This is a genomic window from Propionicimonas sp. (assembly GCF_049840635.1).
Classification (GTDB): Bacteria; Actinomycetota; Actinomycetes; order Propionibacteriales; family Propionibacteriaceae; genus Propionicimonas.
Genome location: NZ_JASGKL010000005.1, coordinates 517,047 through 536,931, shown reverse-complemented (window position 1 = coordinate 536,931; position 19,885 = coordinate 517,047). Strand labels below are relative to the sequence as shown.

The 19,885-nt window shown below is 72.3% G+C and carries 18 protein-coding genes; 7 read left to right on the top strand and 11 right to left on the bottom strand.

What is annotated here, in order from left to right:
- Nucleotides 1-30 precede the first annotated feature (30 nt).
- From QM779_RS08600 to QM779_RS08590, 3 genes are read left to right on the top strand one after another with little or no spacing between them, the layout of a single operon-like run.
- Complete coding sequence (locus QM779_RS08600; RefSeq protein ID WP_428534206.1) at nt 31-1,233, top strand: cytidylyltransferase domain-containing protein; 1,203 nt, start codon at nt 31-33, stop codon at nt 1,231-1,233.
- Entirely contained in the window at nt 1,230-2,147 is a 918-nt protein-coding gene (locus tag QM779_RS08595; RefSeq protein WP_428534204.1) for an N-acetylneuraminate synthase family protein, read from the top strand. The genes QM779_RS08600 and QM779_RS08595 overlap by 4 nt, the downstream gene beginning before the upstream one ends.
- 25 nt (nt 2,148-2,172) lie before the next feature.
- On the top strand, nt 2,173-3,192 hold the full coding sequence (locus QM779_RS08590; RefSeq protein WP_428534202.1) for a hypothetical protein: 1,020 nt from the start codon (nt 2,173-2,175) through the stop codon (nt 3,190-3,192).
- Nucleotides 3,193-3,210: 18 nt separating this feature from the next.
- Here the strand turns inward: QM779_RS08590 and QM779_RS08585 are convergent, their stop codons facing one another.
- The 7 genes from QM779_RS08585 to QM779_RS08555 form a co-directional block, all read right to left on the bottom strand.
- Nucleotides 3,211-3,519 (bottom strand): hypothetical protein, encoded by a 309-nt coding sequence (locus QM779_RS08585; RefSeq protein ID WP_428534200.1) that lies wholly within the window; start codon nt 3,517-3,519, stop codon nt 3,211-3,213.
- Nucleotides 3,519-4,748 carry an anion permease gene (locus QM779_RS08580; protein ID WP_428534198.1) on the bottom strand — a complete coding sequence of 410 codons (1,230 nt, stop codon included), beginning with the start codon at nt 4,746-4,748 and terminating at the stop codon, nt 3,519-3,521. Before QM779_RS08580 ends, QM779_RS08585 begins: the two co-directional genes overlap by 1 nt.
- 588 nt (nt 4,749-5,336) lie before the next feature.
- Nucleotides 5,337-6,293 (bottom strand): hypothetical protein, encoded by a 957-nt coding sequence (locus QM779_RS08575; protein ID WP_428534196.1) that lies wholly within the window; start codon nt 6,291-6,293, stop codon nt 5,337-5,339.
- Between the two features lie 405 nt (nt 6,294-6,698).
- Nucleotides 6,699-7,280, bottom strand: a complete 582-nt coding sequence (locus tag QM779_RS08570; protein WP_428534194.1) for a uridine kinase family protein — start codon at nt 7,278-7,280, stop codon at nt 6,699-6,701.
- Complete coding sequence (locus QM779_RS08565) at nt 7,277-8,923, bottom strand: phospho-sugar mutase (protein ID WP_428534192.1); 1,647 nt, start codon at nt 8,921-8,923, stop codon at nt 7,277-7,279. Before QM779_RS08565 ends, QM779_RS08570 begins: the two co-directional genes overlap by 4 nt.
- Before the next feature lie 10 nt (nt 8,924-8,933).
- Nucleotides 8,934-9,740, bottom strand: coding sequence for a purine-nucleoside phosphorylase (locus tag QM779_RS08560; RefSeq protein WP_428534190.1), 807 nt, complete (start codon nt 9,738-9,740; stop codon nt 8,934-8,936).
- A gap of 7 nt (nt 9,741-9,747) precedes the next feature.
- On the bottom strand, nt 9,748-10,194 hold the full coding sequence (locus QM779_RS08555; RefSeq protein ID WP_428534188.1) for a hypothetical protein: 447 nt from the start codon (nt 10,192-10,194) through the stop codon (nt 9,748-9,750).
- Between the two features lie 414 nt (nt 10,195-10,608).
- Here QM779_RS08555 and QM779_RS08550 point away from each other — a divergent pair, with 414 nt between their 5' ends.
- Both QM779_RS08550 and QM779_RS08545 read left to right on the top strand, forming a co-directional pair.
- On the top strand, nt 10,609-12,021 hold the full coding sequence (locus tag QM779_RS08550; protein WP_428534186.1) for an NAD(P)H-quinone dehydrogenase: 1,413 nt from the start codon (nt 10,609-10,611) through the stop codon (nt 12,019-12,021).
- A gap of 51 nt (nt 12,022-12,072) precedes the next feature.
- Nucleotides 12,073-12,519 carry an oxidoreductase gene (locus QM779_RS08545; RefSeq protein ID WP_428534184.1) on the top strand — a complete coding sequence of 149 codons (447 nt, stop codon included), beginning with the start codon at nt 12,073-12,075 and terminating at the stop codon, nt 12,517-12,519.
- Here the strand turns inward: QM779_RS08545 and QM779_RS08540 are convergent.
- Nucleotides 12,408-13,718, bottom strand: a complete 1,311-nt coding sequence (locus tag QM779_RS08540; protein WP_428534182.1) for an ROK family protein — start codon at nt 13,716-13,718, stop codon at nt 12,408-12,410. The two genes, QM779_RS08545 and QM779_RS08540, sit on opposite strands and share 112 nt — an antisense overlap.
- Nucleotides 13,719-13,816: 98 nt before the next feature.
- Here QM779_RS08540 and xylA point away from each other — a divergent pair, with 98 nt between their 5' ends.
- Together xylA and xylB are read left to right on the top strand one after the other, a co-directional pair.
- Nucleotides 13,817-15,007 (top strand): xylose isomerase, encoded by a 1,191-nt coding sequence (gene xylA / locus QM779_RS08535; RefSeq protein WP_428534180.1) that lies wholly within the window; start codon nt 13,817-13,819, stop codon nt 15,005-15,007.
- 185 nt (nt 15,008-15,192) lie between these two features.
- Nucleotides 15,193-16,590, top strand: coding sequence for a xylulokinase (gene xylB, locus QM779_RS08530; RefSeq protein ID WP_428534178.1), 1,398 nt, complete (start codon nt 15,193-15,195; stop codon nt 16,588-16,590).
- Between the two features lie 355 nt (nt 16,591-16,945).
- On the opposite strand, the gene QM779_RS08525 is transcribed toward xylB, so the two are convergent.
- The 3 genes from QM779_RS08525 to QM779_RS08515 all read right to left on the bottom strand — a co-directional run bounded on the left by QM779_RS08525 (nt 16,946) and on the right by QM779_RS08515 (nt 19,881).
- Complete coding sequence (locus QM779_RS08525) at nt 16,946-17,284, bottom strand: hypothetical protein (protein ID WP_428534176.1); 339 nt, start codon at nt 17,282-17,284, stop codon at nt 16,946-16,948.
- A gap of 66 nt (nt 17,285-17,350) precedes the next feature.
- Nucleotides 17,351-18,319, bottom strand: a complete 969-nt coding sequence (locus tag QM779_RS08520) for an acetylxylan esterase (protein WP_428534174.1) — start codon at nt 18,317-18,319, stop codon at nt 17,351-17,353.
- On the bottom strand, nt 18,319-19,881 hold the full coding sequence (locus tag QM779_RS08515) for a family 43 glycosylhydrolase (RefSeq protein WP_428534172.1): 1,563 nt from the start codon (nt 19,879-19,881) through the stop codon (nt 18,319-18,321). The genes QM779_RS08520 and QM779_RS08515 overlap by 1 nt, the downstream gene beginning before the upstream one ends.
- Nucleotides 19,882-19,885: the final 4 nt, after the last annotated feature.

Below are 19,885 nucleotides of genomic sequence, written 5' to 3'. Positions count from 1 at the left end.
CGGGGCCCCGGGCGTGCCTAGCGTGAAACCGTGATCACGACAAGCACGGTGGCCCCGGGAACGCGTGGAACCGGCGAGGTCCTCGCCGTCATCCCGGCCCGGGGCGGCTCCAAAGGAGTCCCCGGCAAGAACCTCGCCCGCGTCGGCGGGGTTCCCCTCGTCGTGCGCGCGGTCCGCGCCGCGCGGGCGGCGGGCCGGATCAGCGCCGTCGTCGTGTCCACCGACGACCCGGCGATCGCCGCCGCGGCCACCGCCGCCGGCGCGATCGCGGTCGAGCGTCCCGCCGACCTGGCCGGGGACACCGCCTCCAGCGAGTCGGCCGTGCTGCACGCCGTCGAGACACTGTACGGGGGCCACACCGACGAGCTCGACGTGATCGTCCTCGTGCAGTGCACGAGCCCGTTCCTCACCCCGGCCGAACTGGACGCCGTCGTGGCAGCGGTGACGGACGAGGGCGCGGACACCGCCTTCACCGCCGCGCCCTTCCACGGCTTCGTCTGGCGCGACGCGGACGCCGCCGCCGGCGTCAACCACGACGCCGGCGGCCGCCAGCGCCGACAGGACCGCGCACCCGAATGGCTGGAGACCGGTGCGGCCTACGCCATGCGCGCTGCCGGCTTCGCGGAGCTGCGCCGCCGCTTCTTCGGCCGCACGGTCGCCGTCCCCACCGACCCCGACCGGGTCCTGGAGATCGACGAGCCGGGTGACCTCGAACGTGCTCGCGTCCTCGCCCCCCTCCTGGACGCGACCACCCGCCCCGGACCCGGCGAGGTCGATGCCGTTGTGCTCGACTTCGACGGCACCCAGACCGACGACCGTGCCTGGGTCGCGGCCGACGGGACCGAACGGGTCGCGGTGCACCGCGGCGACGGTATGGGCGTCGCCGCGATGCGCCGGGCCGGCCTGCCCGTCCTGATCCTGTCCACCGAGGTGAACCCCGTGGTGGCCGCGCGGGCGGCCAAACTCGGGGTGGAGTGCCGCCACGGCATCCCCGAGAAGGGCGACGAGCTGGCCGCCTGGCTCGACGAGCAGGGGCTCGCCGCGTCCCGCGTCCTGTACCTCGGCAACGACATCAACGACCTGCCCTGCTTCGCGCAGGTCGGCTGGCCGGTGGCTGTCGCCTCGGCCCACGCAGCGGTGCGGGCCGCAGCCCGCTCCGTCACCACCGTGCCGGGAGGGCACGGAGCCGTCCGCGAGATCGCCTCGTGGATCCTCGGAAAGGACCTGTCATGACCTTCAACCCGCGGCTGCGTCGCATCGGTGACCGCCTGGTCGGACCCGGCCAGCCCGTCTACGTGATCGGCGAGATCGGCATCAACCACAACGGCGACCTGCGCACGGCCCTCGCCCTCATCGAGGCGGCGAAGACCGCCGGGATGGACGCGGTCAAGTTCCAGAAGCGGACCCCGGAGGTGTGCACCCCCAGGGACCAGTGGGAGCTCGAGCGGGACACGCCGTGGGGCCGGATGACCTACATCGAGTACCGCCGCAGGGTCGAGTTCGGCGCGGACGAGTACCGCCAGATCGACGACTACTGCCGCGAGGTGGGCATCGACTGGTTCGCCTCCCCGTGGGACGTGGAGAGCATCGACTTCCTCGGCGGCTACAACCCGCCGGCCTACAAGGTGGCCTCGGCCAGCCTGACCGACGACGCCTTGCTGCGGGCGCTGCGGGCGACCGGCCAGACCGTGATCCTGTCCACCGGCATGTCCACGCCCGAGCAGATCCGGCACGCCGTCGAGGTCGTCGGCAGCCGCAACATCGTGCTGCTGCACGCCACCAGCACGTACCCGTGCCCGCCCGAGCAGCTCAACCTGCGGATGGTGAACACGCTGGAGGCCGAGTACCCCAACGTCCCGATCGGTTACTCCGGCCACGAGGTCGGCCTGCAGTCCACGCTGTGCGCGGTGGCGCTGGGCGCCTGCATGGTGGAGCGGCACATCACGCTCGACCGTTCGATGTGGGGGTCTGACCAGGCCGCGTCCGTCGAGCCCGAGGGTATGCGCCGGCTCGTCCGCGACATCCGGGTGATCGAGACCGCGCTGGGTGACGGCGTCAAGCAGGTCTACGACGGCGAACTCGGCCCGATGAAGAAGCTGCGCAGGGTCGCCGGCGTCGTCGCCGACGCGGCGTCCGGAGTGGCCTGAGCGCCGACCTCACCGGGGATCCCTGATGCGCACGCACACCCTGGCGCTGGTCGAGAGCCCCGCCCAGTTCCTGCACGTCCTCGAGTGGTGCCACGCCGAGCAGGCGGCCGCGCGGACGCGGCTGGCGGTGCTCGCCCCGTCCGACCCGACCACGGTCGCGCAACTGGAGGCGATGTCGGACTTCGCGGCGGAGGAGGGCATCGCGCTGAGCTGGCACACCCCGCGCCGCTCGGCGACCGCCGCCGTCCGCACGGTCGCAGAGCTGCGGGCGGACGTGGCCGCTGCCGCCCGGCTGGTGGTCGGCGATCCGTTCTCGGGGATGATCCAGTCCCTGCTGCCCTTCTCGCACGCGGACGAGGTCGTCGTGGTCGACGACGGCACGGCGACCCTGGAGTTCGCCACCCAACTCGTCCACGGCGAGCCACTGCGACGGTGGCACGCCGGCCTCACCGCCGTCCGCTCGCCGCTGGCCCGGCATGCCCGGGCGTTCTTCTCCGGGCCGCGGCTGCGGCTCTTCACCGTGATGTCGGTCACGTCCGTGCCGGGCAGCCGCGTCCAGCACCACACCTACGACTGGACGCGACGCCGGTTCGGCCCGCCGCGGCTCCTGCGGGGTGTGGACGTGCTCGGGTCGTCGCTGGTGGAGACCGGCGTGGTCGAGGTCGAGGGCTACCTGGACGCCGTCGCGCGGATCGCCGAGCGGACGGGCGCGGCCGGACGCTACTTCGCGCATCGCCGCGAGCAGCCGGAGAAGCTCCGTGAGTTGTCCCGGCGCACCGGCCTTCGGATCGTGCGTCCGCGGGTGCCGCTGGAGATCGAGCTGCGCCGGGGGCCGGTGGCCGCAGAGCTGGCGAGCTTCCCGTCCTCGGTCGGCTTCACGCTGCCGCTGGTTCTGGCGGGGGTCGGGACCCGCGTGTCCGTCCAGCCGCTGCCGGACTCGATGCTCAGCGCGCGGGTGGGGGAGAGGGCGCGCAGCTTCCTCGACCGGATCGGTCAGGACATGCAGAGGGTCGCCGTCCAGCCCGCGGCGGTCAGCTGGTCGTGACCGGGGGCCGGCCGCCCGTCACTTCTTGGTGAAGACCGGCAGGACGCCGTTGAACGTGATCGTCCAGCCCAGGCCGTGCGCGACGATGTAGCCGATGCCGGCGAGGACGGCGAGGACCACGACGCCGAAGATCGTGTAGGCGATCACCCGTCCCACCGGGTGCGGCTTGAGCGCGACACCGTCCGTCATCACCTCGGCCTCGCCGCCGGTGCCCCAGGCGAGGGCACGAACGCCGAACGCGAACAGCGCGGGCAGGCCCGCACCGAGGATCAGCCCGACCAGGAGGACCCGCCAGGCCCCGTCGAGTGCCGCCCAGAGCTGGCCCATCAGTGCACCCCTCCCGAGACCGGCACGTCCACGTTCGCCTGGTCCTTCTCGTCGACCCACTCGTCGTTGACGTTGTGGTGGCTGATCCGGTTCGCCCGCGACTGCCACCACATGAAGAGCGCGGCGAGCGCCATGATCCCGAACACCACGAAGGCGCCGGCGGGGCCGCCGATCAGGTGGCCGACGAACCACATCGCTGCGCCGACCAGGCCGGCCAACGGGAGGGTGGTGAGCCAGGCCAGGCCCATCCGTCCGGCCACGCCCCAGCGGACGGTGGCGCCCTTGCGGCCCAGCCCCGAGCCGAGGATCGAGCCGGTGCAGACGTGCGTGGTGGACAGTGCGAAGCCGAGCTGCGAGGAGGTCAGGATGACCGCGGCCGACGCGCTCTCCGCCGCCATCCCCTGGGGGGAGGAGATCTCGACGAGGCCCTTGCCCATCGTCCGGATGATCCGCCAGCCGCCGATGTAGGTGCCGGACGCGATCGCGAAGGCGCAGGCGAACTTCACCCAGATCGGGATCTCGGTGGTGTCCGTCCAGTAGCCGGAAGCGATCAGGGCGAGGGTGACGACGCCCATCGTCTTCTGGGCGTCATTGGTGCCGTGGGACAGCGAGAGCAGCGACGCGGTGCCGATCTGGCCCCAGCGGAAGCTGCTCTCCTGGTAGCGCTGTGCGACGCCCTCGGTGATCTTGAACACGAGCCTCGTGCCGACCATGGCGACGAGGATGGCGATCGCGGGGGAGAGCAGGGCGGGCAGGATGACCTTGCCCACGACGCCGTCGAGCTGGGTGCCGTCCCCGACCCACTTGACGCCGCCCCAGCCCATGGCCGCGACGGTCGAGCCGATCAGGCCGCCGAACAGGGCGTGCGAGGAACTCGACGGCAGGCCCCACAGCCAGGTCAGGATGTTCCAGATGATGGCGCCCGCGAGGCCGGCCATCAGGATCAGCAGCAGCCCATGGCCCTGGTCGGCCATCAGCTCCGGCTTGGGGCTGCCGTCGGCGTTCTGGATCCGGATCACCGCGTTGGTCACGGTGATGGCGACCTCGACCGAGAGGAAGGCGCCGACGAGGTTGAGGATCGCGGACAGGGTGACGGCCGCCTTGGGCGTCAGCGCCTTCGTCGCGATGGATGTGGCCATGGCGTTCGCCGTGTCGTGGAACCCGTTGGTGAAGTCGAAGGCCAGCGCCGTGATGACAACGAGGGCCAGGAGTACGAACTCGGGGGTCACGCATTCATGGTACGGGTTAGTTCCCCAGATGTGGAACGCGGCCGTTCCGGGCCACATTCTGTTCACATCCGTCTCACAAGGAGCGTGGTTCACGCGTGCGCCGCCCACGACAAGGTGGACGGATCATCGCGACTACGCCGCACTTCGGTCCACCTGGACGTCGACTCCAGCCGCCATGTCATCCCGGGCTTGACCCGGGATCTCATCCTTCCCACCACAACAAGGTGGACGGTTCGTCGCGACGACGCCGCACTTCGGTCCACCTGGACGGCGACTCCAGCCGCCATGTCATCCCGGGCTTGACCCGGGATCTCATCCTTCCCACCACAACAAGGTGGACGGTTCGTCGCGACGACGCCGCACTTCGGTCCACCTGGACGGCGACTCCAGCCGCCATTGTCATCCCGGGCTTGACCCGGGATCTCATCCTTCCCACCACTACAAGGTGGACGCTTCGTCGCGACTACGCCGCACTTTCGTCCACCTTGTGGTGGATGCGGGCCGCCGCACACGTCAAGGTGGACGGTTTGTCGTGAGTTCACCGCAGAAGCGTCCACCTTGTGGTGGACGCGTCTGCGGCGTCGACGGTCAGCGACCCTGACGTTGCGGCGACACGGGGCAACGCCGACAGGGCTGGAAGGGCTCTCGCCAGCCTCGGACGCTCAGGGCCTCCCACACCTGGCGGGAGACGAGGCACGCCCGGCCGCGGACGTCCGCGCTGCCGTACCGCAGGGTCGCCTCATTGCGGGTCGCGTGACGGTTGTCGCGGCGGAGGTCGCGGAAGCCTGACGCGGCGTCCACGTGGCCGAAGCGACCGTCCAGTTCGACGAGCAGGGCGTACTCGTCGTAGAGCACGTCGCTGCGGCTGCCGTCGGACGACGACTCCTGCCGCTTCCCCTCCGGCAGGCCGTGCGCGCGCTCGACATCGCGGCGATACACGAACTCGAGCGTGCTCTCGATGCCGGAGAGATCGGCGAGGATGTCCGAGATCAGCGCGCGGTGCCGGACCCGCTTGCGTCCGTCGACACACTTCTGGAGACGCTCGAGGGTGGTGATCCTCAGCCGCACCGCGTCGGAGAGGAGCGTGACCAGCGGCTCGACAGCGAGGTGCTGCCCGACATCGACGACGGCGTCGTCCGCCCGGATCCGCACGGGGACGCCGGTGGCCCGCTCGACACGTCCGAGGCGGTCGCGCCGGACGACGCCCTCGGCTGCCGATCTCGGACGGCGATCAGGCGGCACCCAGACCAGCACCCGTCCGACCGGCCGCTCGAGCCCGTGCAGCACGAGCGCGGCGTCGCCGCCGATCGCGTACGGCTCCTCGACCTCGAGCGCCGTCGCCCAGATTCGCTTCGTGACCGATTCGTGGCCCGGGGCGAGATCGAACAGGCCGCTGCCGCGACGCTCCCAGTGCCCGTCGCGCATCATTCGCTGCACCCCGTCGCGCCCGAATCCGGCGGCCCTGGCCTGCCGTGCTGTGACGAGGTCTGCCTGCTGCCGCGCCTCGGCGCGGAGTTCGCTGGTCGGTACCTGTGCGTTCTTCATGGCGGGATCGTCCTTCCGGTCGGACGCCTGGTCCAGACCCCCGGACACATCTGTGGATGAAGAAAAAAGTTGTCCACAATTCGCGATCCGGACTCACACCCTCGCGCGTCCATCACAAGGTGGACGGAAAGTCGTGAGTTCGCGGCAGAGGCGTCCACTTTGTGGTGGACGGGGATGGCGGGCCGGTCAAGGTGGACGGATCGTCGCGAGTTCGCGACAGAGGCGTCCACCTTGTGGTGGACGGGGATGGCGGCTCGGTCAAGGTGGACGGATCGTCGCGAGTTCGCGACAGAGGCGTCCACCTTGTGGTGGACGGGGATGGCGGGCCGGTCAAGGTGGACGGAAAGCCGTGAGTTCGCGGCAGAAGCGTCCACTTTGTGGTGGACGGGACGCGCCGAGCCGGGCTCACCCCAGGCGGGCGAGGGCCGCGGGCATGCTCAGCGGCTCGAAGCCGGCGGCGACGGCCTTCCGCTTCAGCGCGGGCTGCGCGCGCCAGAGCGCGAGGCCCCTGCGCAGCAGGATCAGCGGCGGCTTGCGCTTCTTCGCCAGGTCGCGACGCAGCCGCAGCACGAACACGACGAAACCCGGCCGGTCGAGGTAGATCGCCTCCGCGTCCAGCCCGGCGGCACGGCAGGTGGCGAGGAACTCGATCGCAAAGATGCCCTCGGCGGTGAGGCAGTCCGCGCCGTCCAGGTGCACCTCGTGCACGCCGGTCCTCCGGCTCTCCGAGATCGAGTACGCGGGCACCTCCGCCCGTCCGGTGGCCAGCAGCGCGCGCAGCGCGGCGACCGCGCCGTCGGCGTCCCAGCAGCGCGGGTCGTCCCAGTCGGGGATGCCGAACTCCGTGCGCGGCAGGTCGGGGTGGTCGGCGTCGAAGTAGAAGTCGTCCAGGCGCAGCGACGGGCAGCCCGCCCGGTGCGCGAGCCGCGACTTGCCGCTCCCGGACGCCCCCGCGATCAGCACCAGTCGCGGCGCGGACGCGGTCACAGCCCGAGCGCCGCGGCCATGTCGGCCCGCGCGGACGCCATCAGCTCCGCGGCCCTCGCCCGGTCGGACGCGAGGTCGCCACCGGCCGGCAGCCGAACCTGCAGGTAGCACTTCAGCTTCGGCTCGGTCCCGGACGGACGCACCACGACCCGCACCGACCGGCCCTCGAACAGCATCCCGTCGGTCGGCGGCAGCTCGACCCCACCCTCCGCGAGGTCGGTGGACGCCACCGCCTCCCCGGCCAGCGTGGACGGGGGCGTGGCCCGCACCCTGGCCATCGCGTCGGCGATCAGCGACAGGTCGGCGACCCGGAACGACAGCTGTGACGTGAGGTGCACCCCGTACGTGCGGGCGATCTCGTCGAGCCGGTCGGCCACCGTCGTCCCCTCGGCCTTCAGCCCTGCGGCGAGGGTGAGGATCCGCACCAGGGTGGTGATGCCGTCCTTGTCCGGCACCGCGGACGCGTCCGTGCAGTAGCCGATCGCCTCCTCGTAGCCGAACGCCAGCCCGGGCACGCGGCCGATCCACTTGAACCCGGTCAGGGTCGTCGTGAACGGCTGCCCGTGCGCGGCCGCCATCGTGCCCAGCAACGTGCTCGAGACCACAGAGCACGCGTACGTCCCGGTGACCCCGCGGCGCAGCAGGTCGTCGGCCAGCAGCGCGCCGAGTTCGTCGCCGGTGAGCATCCGCCAGGCCCCACCGACGACGGCCGCAGCCGCGCACCGGTCGGCGTCCGGGTCGTTGGCGATGGCGATGTCCGCGCCGACCTCGAGGGCGAGGGCGAGGGCGAGGTCGATGGCCCCCGGCTCCTCGGGGTTGGGGAACGGGACGGTCGGGAACGCCGGGTCGGGCTCGATCTGCTCGACGACCCGGTGCGGCTCGCCGAACCCGGCGGCCGCGACCACCCGGTTGACCACGGCGGCGCCGACGCCGTGCATGGCTGTGTACACCCAGGTCAGTTCTCTGGGCGCATCGGACGGGACCAGCGACGCGGCCCGCGCGACGTAGGCGTCCACGAGTTCGTCGCCCACGAGCGGGTAGTCGTCACTGCGCGCGACGTCCGCCAGCGGGGACGCGGCCACCTCGGCGATCCGGGACGCGATCTCGCCGTCGGTCGGCGGGATGATCTGGGAGCCGTCGCCGAGGTACACCTTGTACCCGTTGTCCTGCGGCGGGTTGTGGGACGCGGTCACCACGACGCCGGCCGCGCACTCGAAGTGCCGGATACCGAAGGCCACCACCGGGGTCGGCAAGGGACGCGAGCACAGCAGCGGCTGCAGGCCGGCGCCGGCGAGGATCTCGGCGGTGTCGGAGGCGAACACGTCGGAGTTGTAGCGGGCGTCGAAGCCCACGATGACCCGGCCACCCTCGTGCCCGGCGTCCACCAGGTACTTCGCGAGGCCCGCGGCCGCCTGTCCGACCACCACCCGGTTCATGCGCCCCGGGCCGGGGCCGAGCGCGCCGCGCAGGCCGGCCGTCCCGAAGCTGAGCGGGCCGGCGAAGGCGTCGGTGAGCTCCGCGGCAGCTGCTTCGTCCCCGGCGTCCGCGCGGACGAGGAGGTCGTCCAGCGCGGCGACGGTGGCCACGTCCGGGTCCTGGGCGCGCCACGCCTCGATCCGGTCGCGCAGGGAGTCGTCGATCACGGCAGCCTCCCTACAGGCGCTCGAGCAGCCCGGCGAGCAGGCCGCGCAGCCGCGGCTCGGCGGCCTTGCCGGCCGCGATCACCTCGGCGTGCTCGAGCGGGGTCGGGGAGATGCCGGCGCCCGGGTTGGTGACCAGCGAGATGCCGAGCACCTCCAGGCCGGCCTCGCGGGCGGCGATGGTCTCCAGCGTCGTGGACATCCCGACCAGGTCGCCGCCGAGAATCTGGGCCATCCGCACCTCGGCGGGGGTCTCGTACTGGGGGCCGCGGAACTGGACGTAGACGCCCTCGGCGAGGGTCGGGTCGACCTCGTGGGCGAGCGCGCGCAGCCGCGGCGAGTAGGCCTCGGTGAGGTCGATGAAGGTGGCGCCCTCCAGTGGGGTCGCGCCGGTGAGGTTGATGTGGTCGCGGATCAGGACGGGGGTGCCCGGTGCCCACTCGACGTGCAGGCCGCCGCAGCCGTTGGTGAGGACGATCTGCTTCGCCCCGGCCGCCGCAGCGGTCCGGACGCCGTGGACGACGGCGGCGACGCCGCGTCCCTCGTAGAAGTGGGTGCGTCCGGTGAACAGGGCGGCGGTGCTGCCCTTGGGCGTGCGGATCAGCTTGAGCGCGCCGCCGTGGCCCGCGACCACCGGCTTCGCGAAGCCGGGCAGCTCGTCCAGCGGGCACTCGCCGAGCGGCTCGCCGAGGCCCTCGGAGGCGCCGGACCAGCCGGATCCGAGCACGAGGGCGAGGTCGATGGACGGGACGTCGAACCGCTGCAGCAGTGCGGCGGCGGCCTCACGGGCCAGGGTCTGAGGAGGAGTCTGGTCGCTCACCCGACGACTATAACGACGAGCCCCGCCACCAGGGAGCCGGGGCCTCTTCGACCTCGTCGGACTCGTCGAGGTGGAACCGGGTGACGCGCTGTCGCGGCTGGCGCCGGATCATCACGATCAGCCCCGCGAGCAGCCCCAGCCAGACCAGAAGCTGGCCGTTGTGGACGAGGTCCCGCGGCCCGGCGAGGTACGCCCAGGCCATCATCACGAGCCCGAAGGCGACGGCCGCACCGCCCGCGGCGAGTACCACGCGCGACCTGGGGCCCACCGGGCGGTCGGCCCGGCGGTGCAGCATGAGGATGCCCACGCCCACCGACACCGACAGCGGGAGCGACGAGAGCTCGAGCAGCACGGACTGGACGGGATTCGCCTCCGGCAGCCCGATCACCACGAAGCACACGCTGACGAGGACCCCCGCGAGCGCGACGGCGGGCAGGAGGACGCGTGACGGCACGCCCAGAGCGTAACCCGGCCCGTCCGCCACGCTGCGGAGCGAACCGCCCGCGCCCTGTTTGTGATCCCGGGCGTGACCCGGGATCTCGGTGTGGACGTGGCGGGTGTGTCGTCGAGATCCCGGCTTTCGCCGGGATGACAGTGGGGGGACTCTGTTTGTGATCCCGGGCTTGACCCGGGATCTCGGTGTGGGTGGTGGCGGGTGTGTCGTGGAGATCCCGGCTTTCGCCGGGATGACAGGGAGGGAGGCCGGGATGACAGGGGGTGGCGCGCCGGTCTTCTTGTCATCCCGGGCTTGACCCGGGATCTCCGTGTCGACGGTGGCGTTCGGAAGGGGGTCGGCGGACAGGGCGGCTCGTACGCGCGAAGTTCGGGCGGGCGTCCGATCCGGGGCCGGGCGTGGGAGAGTTCTCTCGTGGCGGACGTGGTGATCATCGGCGGCGGACCGGGGGGCTACGAGGCGGCGCTGGTCGCCCGGCAGCTGGGCGGACGGGTGACGCTGGTTGAACGCCGCGGCCTCGGGGGCTCCGCCGTCCTGACCGACGTGGTTCCGTCCAAGACGCTGATCGCCGCCGCAGAGGTGATGACCAAGATCCGCGACGCCGAGGAACTCGGCCTGCACCTCACCGGCGAGGACCGCCGGCTCGATGCGGCGGTCGGGGTCGACCTCGGCAGGGTGAACGCCCGGATCCGCGGACTCGCCAGGGCCCAGTCCGCCGACATCGCCGACCGGCTGCGGGCCGACGGCGTCCGCATCATCTCCGGCACCGGACGCCTCGACGGCAGCCAGCGGGTGATCGCGTCCACGAAGGACGGGGACGAGTCGCTGCCGGCCGACATCGTGCTCGTCGCGACCGGCGCCCACCCGCGCGAGCTGGACGCGGCCCGTCCCGACGGCGAGCGGATCTTCACCTGGGCCCAGCTCTACGATCTCGACAGCGTCCCGGAACGGCTCGTCGTCGTCGGCTCCGGCGTGACCGGCGCGGAGTTCGCCAGCGCCTACGCCGCGCTCGGCGTCCCGGTCACGCTGGTCTCCTCGCGGCACCAGGTCCTCCCCGGGCACGACGACGACGCGGCGCGGGTGATCCAGCACGTGTTCGAGAACAGTGGCATGACCGTCCTCAACGGTGCCCGCGCCGTGGCCGCGGACCGGCACGGCGACGAGGTCGTCGTCCGGCTGGCCGACGGGACGACCGTCGTGGGCTCGCACTGCCTGATGGCGGTCGGCGCCGTCCCCAACACCGCCGGAATCGGACTGGAGGAGGCCGGGGTGAGGCTCACGGCGTCCGGCCACATCGAGGTCGACCGGGTGTCCCGCACGAGCGCCCGCGGCGTGTACGCGGCGGGCGACTGCACGCCGGTGTTCGCGCTGGCCAGCGTGGCCGCCATGCAAGGCCGGATCGCGATGTGGCACTCCCTGGGCGACTCGGTCGCCCCGCTCGACCTGCGCACGGTGTCGTCCAACGTGTTCACCGCCCCCGAGATCGCCACCGTGGGCTGTAGCCAGGCCGACATCGACTCCGGCATCGTCCGCGGGCTCACCATGATGCTCCCGCTGCGCGGCAACGCCCGGGCGAAGATGCAGGCCCTCACCGACGGCTTCGTGAAGATCTTCTGCCTTCCCACCACGGGCATCGTGGTCGGTGGCGTGGTGGTCGCGCCGTCGGCGTCCGAACTGATCCACCCGCTGTCGCTGGCCGTGCGCAACAAGCTCACGGTCGACCAGCTCGCCGAGACGTTCACCGTCTACCCGTCGCTGTCCGGCTCGCTGGCCGAGGCCGCGCGCCGCCTGCACGGCCACTCCAGCGAGCAGGTCCTGACCTACTGACTCCTGCCCACAGGGGTTGAGGGACGCAGCAGCCGGGCGCAGGCTGGAGCCGTGCAGACCGTCTACGAGGCCGCCGGCGGAGCGCAGGGCCTGCTCGCCCTCGCCACCGCGTGGCACGAGCGCTGCCTCGCCGATCCGGTGGCCAACCACCCGTTCACCCACCACCCCTCGCACCCGCAGCACCTGGAACGGCTCGCCGCCTACTGGGGCGAGGCTCTCGGCGGGCCACCGGCCTACACCGCAGGGTTGGGGACGGAGACGCGCGTGCTGAAGATGCACGCCGGCAACGGGGAGCACCGCGACCTGGACGCTGCGGCCATCGCCTGCTTCGACCTCGCGCTGGACGACGTCGGCCTGCGCGGTCCGGTGCGGGCGGCCCTGCACGACTACTTCGCCACCTCGACCCACCGGATGGGGGAGCACCCCGACTCACCGGCGTCGGTTCCCGGGGACGCCGTGCTGCCGCACTGGGGCTGGGCGGGGCCCGCGTCCGCCTGAAGGCCGGGCCTGTTGACGCGCGACAGGGTGCGGGTCAGTTCGCGATCGACGCCGGGTCCTCCAGCAGGGGACGGAAAGCCAGCCCTGCCGCGCCGATCATCAGCAGGTCGGCGCCGAGCTCGGCGGGGGTGATTCGGACGCCCTCGCGGGACGGGGCGAGCGCGGACGCGGCCACGGCATTCTTCCAGCCCGGAGGAGTCGTAGGCCTGCAGGGCGGCGAGGAAGCCGCCCAGGGCGATCACCTCCGGGTTGAAGAGGTTGATCGCCGCGGCGAGCGCCGTGCCGAGGTGGCCGAGCTGGCGATCGACGATGCGCGCGACCTGCTCGCTCCGGTCGGCGAGCAGTGCCGCCTCGAACTCGGCCGGGTCGGCGCGGTCCAGCTGCAGCGCGTCCATCAGTTCGGCGCGGGTGACCTCGGCCTCCAGCGTCCCGGCGATGCCTGCGGAATCGATGACGGGGGAGCTCGACACCCGGACGTGGCCGAGCTCGCCGGCGTACCCCGACATTCCGCCCAGCGGGCGACCGTCGATGATCATGCCGCCGCCGATCCCGGACGCGCCGCCGTTGAGGTAGATCAGGTGGGCGTGCTCGCGTCCGGCCCCGAAGTCGTGCTCGGCGAGCGCTCCCAGGGCCGCGTCGTTGGCGACGGAGACGCGCTGGCCGGTCAGGGCGGCGAGCGGCTCGCCGAACGGCTCGTCGTGCCAGTCCAGGTGCGGGGCGTTGCGGACGACGCCGTCGTCCGTCCGCACCTGGCCGGGGACGGCGACACCGATGCCGGTGACGACCAGGCCGTCGAGCTCCACCTTCATGCCTGCGATCACGGCCGACGTGATGCTGAGCACCTCGGCAGCCGTCGGGATGCGGTCGTACTCGTGCCGGATCGTCCGGCGGACGACGCCGTCGAGGCCCACCAGGCCGATCGTGAGCGCGTCGATCTCCGGGTTCACCGCGATCGCCGTCACGGTGGGCCGGAGCGACACCACCGGACTCGGCCGGCCCACCTGGCCGGCGGGGTCGGGGTCGCGCTCGGAGGCCAGGCCGAGGTCGACGAGGTCGGCGACGAGGCTCGCGATCGTGGAGCGGTTGCGTCCGGTGTGTCGGCCCAGGGCCGAACGGGACGCCGGCCCGCCCCGGTAGAGGAGGCCCAGCAGGGCGGAGAGGTTCTGCCGCCGCACGTCCTCGGTGGTCCCCTTCGGCACACCGCTCCTTCCTTCGCGCTCCCGGGTAGCACACTATCGAAGGGATGGGATATGTTGTGAATCACAACGAATGCTCACCGTCGAGAGATTGGAATCCCGTGCCCCTCACTCCCACACCTGCTGACCAGTTCACGTTCGGCCTGTGGACGGTCGGCTACAACGGCACCGACCCGTTCGGTGGCCCCACCCGTGCACCGCTCGACGTCGTGCACGTGGTGGAGAAGCTCGCGTCCTACGGCGCCTACGGCCTCACCTTCCACGATGACGACCTGTTCGCGTTCGGGTCCACCGACGCCGAGCGCCAGACCCAGATCGACCGCCTGAAGGGCGCGCTGGCCGCGACCGGCCTGAAGATCCCGATGGTCACCACCAACCTGTTCAGCGCGCCGGTGTTCAAGGACGGCGGCTTCACGTCCAACGACCGCGCCGTGCGCCGCTTCGCACTGCGCAAGGTGCTGCGCAACATCGACCTCGCCGCCGAGCTCGGCGCGAAGGTCTTCGTGATGTGGGGCGGACGCGAGGGCGCGGAGTACGACGCGGCCAAGGACATCCGCGCGGCGCTCGAGCGCTACCGCGAGGCCGTCAACATGCTCGGCCAGTACGTGACCGACAAGGGCTACGACCTGAAGTTCGCGATCGAGCCGAAGCCGAACGAGCCCCGCGGGGACATCCTGCTGCCGACGGTCGGCCACGCGCTGGCCTTCATCTCCAGCCTCGAGCGTCCCGAGCTGGTCGGCCTGAACCCCGAGGTCGGGCACGAGCAGATGGCCGGGCTGAACTTCGCCGCGGGCATCGCCCAGGCGCTGTACCACGGCAAGCTGTTCCACATCGACCTGAACGGCCAGCGGGGCATCAAGTACGACCAGGACCTGGTCTTCGGCCACGGTGACCTGCACAACGCCTTCGCGCTGGTCGACCTGCTGGAGAACGGCGGCCCGAACGGCGGCCCGGCCTACACCGGCATGCGCCACTTCGACTACAAGCCGTCCCGCACCGAGGACGAGAGCGGCGTGTGGGACTCCGTCCAGGCCAACATGCGGACCTACCTGCTGCTGAAGGAGCGGGCCGCGGCGTTCCGCGCCGATCCCGAGGTGCAGGAAGTCCTCGCGGCGGCCAGGGTGCCCGAGCTGTCCGTGCCGACGCTGGGTGACGGCGAAGGCTACGCCGAACTGCTGGCCGACCGCTCGGCGTTCGAGGACTTCGACGCGTCTGCGTACTACAACGGCAAGGGCTTCGGCTTCGTCCGCCTCCAGCAGTTGGCCACCGAGCACCTGCTGGGCGCCCGCTGACGATTCGGCGGTGCCCGTCATCCCGGGCTTGACCCGGGATGACGGACACACTGCGGGCTGCACCGTCCAGCCGGGTCGGCACACTGCGGATCGTTCCGTCCGGCCGGGCCGGCCACCGTCATCCCGGGCGTGACCCGGGATCTCGGGCACACTGCGGATCGTTCCGTACACAGAAAGGTTCGTCGATGACGAAGGTGATCGGGGTCGACTCCTCGACCCAGAGCTGCAAGGTCGTGGTGCGGGACGCGGAGACCGGCGTGCTGGTCGCGTCCGGACGTGCGTCGCACCCGAACGGGTCGGAGGTCGACCCCGCGCACTGGTGGACGGCCCTTCAGTCGGCGCTGGCCGAGGCCGGCGGGCTGGACGGCGTGGCGGCCGTCAGCATCGGCGGCCAGCAGCACGGCATGGTCGTCCTCGACGCGGACGGGCGGGTGATCCGTCCGGCGTTGCTCTGGAACGACACGCGCTCGGCGCAGGCGGCGCTCGACCTGATCGACGAGGTGGGCGGGGACGAGTTCGTCCGGCGGACGGGCCTGCTCCCGGTGGCCTCGTTCACGATCACCAAGCTGCGCTGGCTGCGCGACCACGAGCCCGAGAACGCCGCGCGGGTGGCCGCGGTCGCGCTGCCGCACGACTGGCTGACCTGGCGCCTGCGCGGGTACGGGCCGGCGGGGGACTCGGAGCTCGGCCCGGTCTTCGACGAGCTGGTCACCGACCGCTCGGACGCGTCCGGGACGGGCTACTTCGACCCGGTCAGCGGTGCGTACGACCGCGACCTGCTGGCGCGTGCGCTGGGCCACGACGCGGTCCTGCCGCGGGTGCTCGGCCCGCTGGACAGCGTCCCCGGGCCCGGTTTCCTGGTCGGTCCGGGAGCGGGCGACAACGCTGCTGCCGGGGTGGGGCTGGGGTTGCGCGCGGGCGACGTGGTGGTGTCGCTCGGCACCAGCGGGACGGTGTTCGCCGCGTCCGCGACCCCTGCGGCCGACCCGACCGGGACGGTGGCGGGCTTCGCCGATGCCGAGGGCGGCTACCTGCCGCTGGTCTGCACGCTGAACGCGGCCCGGGTGCTCGACGCGGTCGCCGAGGTACTGAGCGTCGACCACGAGGAGCTCAGCCGACTGGCGCTGGCCGCAGCGCCGGGCGCCGGCGGAGTGGTGCTGGTGCCGTACTTCGAGGGCGAGCGGACGCCGAACCTGCCGGACGCCACCGCGACCTTCTCGGGCCTCACGCTGGCCAACACCACGAGGGAGAACCTCGCCCGGGCCGCTGTCGAGGGCATGCTCGGCGGCCTCGGCGCCGGTCTGGACGCCGTCCGGGAGCAGGGCGTCGCGGTCAACCGCGTCCTGCTGATCGGCGGCGCGGCGGCGAGCCCCGCCGTCCAGCAGATCGCCGCCCAGGTGTTCGACGTGCCGGTCGTCGTGCCGGCGCCGGGGGAGTACGTCGCCGACGGCGCAGCCCGGCAGGCCGCGTCCTCGCTGGCGGGCCACCCGGTGACCTGGGACGTCGAGCTGACGGCGTCGCCGGCGTCCGACCCCCACCCGGAGATCCTGGCCGCCTACCGCGAGGCCGCCGCCCGCTACTGACACCCGCGCCCCCGCTGGCGCGGAACCGGGGACGGTTCTTGTTTCGCGCCAACGGCTCTGGCTCCGTCCACCACAAGGTGGACGGTTCTGCGGTGTACTCGCGACAAAGCGTCCACCTTGTGGTGGACGGCGGCCCGAGCCACGTCAAGGTGGACGCTTCTGCGGTGTAGTCGCGATGATGCGTCCACTTTGTGGTGGACGGCGGCGCGGCGCCCTTCGTGACGCCGTCGGGGCTCGTTCCTCGCCCCCGTCGGCTCCTCAGGGGCCGTTGAGGCTGGTGTCCACGTCAAGGTGGACGGTTCTGCGGTGTAGTCGCGATGATGCGTCCACTTTGTGGTGGACGGCGGCGCGGCGCCTAGCTGGGGCCGTAGCGAGCCCAGAGGTCGGGCTGGTGGACGGCGGGGGCGGGGCGGGCCTCGTAGACCCGGTTCTGGACGTCGAGCAGCTCGAAGCGGCCCTTCTCGAGGTCGGCGAGGACGCTCCAGACCGGGCCCGAGTCGAGCAGCGCCCGCTCCCGACGGCCATCCGGCCAGCACACCCGGTACCAGAGCTGTTCGCGCCGCGCCCACAGGTGGCGCACCGACATCACCCGACAGACCAGGTGGGCCACCACGCGGCCATCCGTGGAGAGCTCCCAGACCGTGTCACGGAACGGGTCGAGGCGCGGGTCGCGCGGCCAGTCGCGGGAACTCACCCGGCCATCGTTCCACGCCGTGGGCCGCCGCCCCCGTCCACGCGCGCCGCCACGACCGTCCGCCGCCTACAACCGCTCGCGCAGCCACTCCACCTGGCGCTGCCAGTGGAACGTCTCGCCGCCCTCGTGGCCGTTGAACTCGTAGGCGGCGATGTCCCGGTCGTCCGCCGCGTAGTTGTGGAAGGCGGCGAACACCGTGGAGGGCAGGACGATGTCGTCCATCATCCCGACCGAGAACAGCGCGGGCGCGCTCGCGCGCCGGGCGAACACCGCGCCGTCGAAGTACGACAGCGTCCGGAACACGTCGGCCACCCGGTCGCGATGGACGGACAGGTAGCTGCGCACCTCCGTGAACGGACGCCCCGGCGTGAGCTCCACCGAGCGTCGGAAGTGGCACAGGAACGGCACGTCCGGCATCGCGGCGAACACCCGGTCGCCGAGCAGTCCCGCCGCGGCGAGCGTGATGCCGCCGCCCTGGCTGCCGCCGGTCACCGCGATCCGGCTGCCGTCGACGAACGGCAGCTCGGCCACCGCCTCGACCAGCCGCGCCGCGTCGGTGAACACGCGCCGGTAGAAGTAGTCCTCGGGGCTCTCGATGCCCTTCGTCATGAAGCCCTCGAACGCCGGGCCGCTGCCGTGCGGGTCCGGCGTCCCGCCGCCCGAGCCCCAGCCGCTGCCCTGGCCACGGGTGTCCATGACGACGTGGACGAAGCCGCTCGCCGCCCAGCGCAGCTTCTCCGCCGGCAGGCCGCGGCCGCCGTTGTAGCCGATGAACTCCACCACCGCGGGCAGCGCCGAGGTCGTCCGCGGCCGCACCACCCACCCGCGCACCGGGTCGCCCCCGAAGCCGCGGAACGTCAGGTCCTCGACCACCAGCTCGGTGATCGGCCCGGAGACGGGAACCAGCGACAGCTCCTGCGGCACGGCCCGCGCCCCGGCCAGCGTCCCGGCCCAGAAGTCGTCGAAGTCGTCCGGCTCCGGAACGACGGGGCGGTAGTCTCTGAGTTCGGCGAGGGACAGGTCGGTCAGTGGCATCAGGCGTCCTTGCGGTGAGTGGGTGCAACCGGAATGTACTGGAACGGGCCGACCTCCATCGCCGTGCCCGCCGGGCCGCCGTTCGTGGTGCCGTACACGCCCAGCCACAGGCCGAGGAAGCCGCCCGTCGCGACGCTGTCGAGCGTGCGCCCGTCCGCCGTCGCGACCCGCACGCCGTCGACCACCAGCCCGTAGTCCTGGCCCCCGATGTCCAGCCCGAGTTCGACCGCCGCGCCCGCCGTCACGTCGGGACGCACCTCGCCGAGCACCGACTCCACGCCCGCCCTCCGGTGCACGGCCCGGGCCACCAGCACCCCGTCCTCGACGACCAGCGCCAGCCGGACATGGTCCGCCTCCGACTGCCGGACCACCAGCCCTGCCTCCTCGCCGGGTTGCAGCGCCACCGTCACGGCGACCCGCACGTCCACGTCCTCGTGCTGCTGGCGGACGCCGAGGAACGCCGGCGTTCCCGTCCCGACGAGCGACTCCGGAATCAGGTCCAGCCGCCACCCGTCCCCGACCGGCGTCGCGAAGCCCGCAGGGCCGCGCAGCGAGGTCCAGCGCGGGTCTCCCGGACGGATGACCCCGGCCACGCCACCCTGCGCCGCACCCCTGGCCGCGTCCGACGCGAACGGGACCTCGACCTCGTCGGGGATCCGGCCGACCCCCGGCGCGAACACCGGCCAGCCGTCCTCCCAGACCACCGGCACCAGGAACGTCTCCCTGCCGAGCGGGTAGTGGTACCCGCCGTAGGTGCGCATCGCCAGCAACACGGCCCACCAGCTGCCGTCGGCCGCCTGCACGAGGTCGGCGTGGCCGGCACCGACGACACCCGCGTCCCGGCCGAGGTGCCGGTGCGTGAGGACCGGGTTGCTCCGGTTGCCCTCGTACGGGCCGGTCACGGACGCGGACCGCGCCACGCCCACACTGTGGTGGAACTCGGTCCCACCCTCGGCGGCCAGCAGGTAGTAGGTGCCGTCCACCTTGTACAGGTGCGGGCCCTCCGCCCACACCACGCCCCGCATCGCACCCGTCCACACGACGTGCTCGGGCCCGACCAGGGTCAGCGTCGTCAGGTCCAGCTCACGGATCCACACCTCGGTCTGGTCGTGCCACTCCGGTTCGCGGGCCAGCCGCGTCCCGTGCAGCCACGCCCTGCCGTCGTCGTCGAAGAACAGGGACGGGTCGATGCCGTCGGCGTCCAGCCACACCGGGTCCGACCAGGGCCCGGCCGGAGCAGTGGCCGTCATCAGGAAGTTGCCGCCGCGGGACGCGTCCTGCTGGTCGACGAGCGTGCAGACCACCCAGAACCGGCCGTCGTGGTGGCGGATCGTCGGCGCATACAGGCCGCCGGACGACGCGATGCCCGCGTAGTCGAGCTGCCCTGCGCGGTCGACCACGTGGCCTATTGGCTCCCAGTGCGCGAGGTCGGTGCTGTGAAACACCGGCAGCCCGGGGAAGTACTCGAAGGTCGAGGTGACAAGGTAGTAGTCGTCCCCGACCCGGCAGATCGACGGGTCGGGGTGGCAGCCGGGCAGGATCGGGTTGGCGACCCTGCTCACTGGA

Bases quoted from the DNA above. Each gene is read 5' to 3' on its own strand.
- xylB (WP_428534178.1), top strand. From the start codon at position 15,193: ATGACGAAGGTGATCGGGGTCGACTCCTCGACCCAGAGCTGCAAGGTC.
- QM779_RS08520 (WP_428534174.1), bottom strand. From the start codon at position 18,319: ATGCCACTGACCGACCTGTCCCTCGCCGAACTCAGAGACTACCGCCCC.
- QM779_RS08595 (WP_428534204.1), top strand. From the start codon at position 1,230: ATGACCTTCAACCCGCGGCTGCGTCGCATCGGTGACCGCCTGGTCGGA.
- QM779_RS08575 (WP_428534196.1), bottom strand. From the start codon at position 6,293: ATGAAGAACGCACAGGTACCGACCAGCGAACTCCGCGCCGAGGCGCGG.
- QM779_RS08590 (WP_428534202.1), top strand. From the start codon at position 2,173: ATGCGCACGCACACCCTGGCGCTGGTCGAGAGCCCCGCCCAGTTCCTG.
- QM779_RS08585 (WP_428534200.1), bottom strand. From the start codon at position 3,519: ATGGGCCAGCTCTGGGCGGCACTCGACGGGGCCTGGCGGGTCCTCCTG.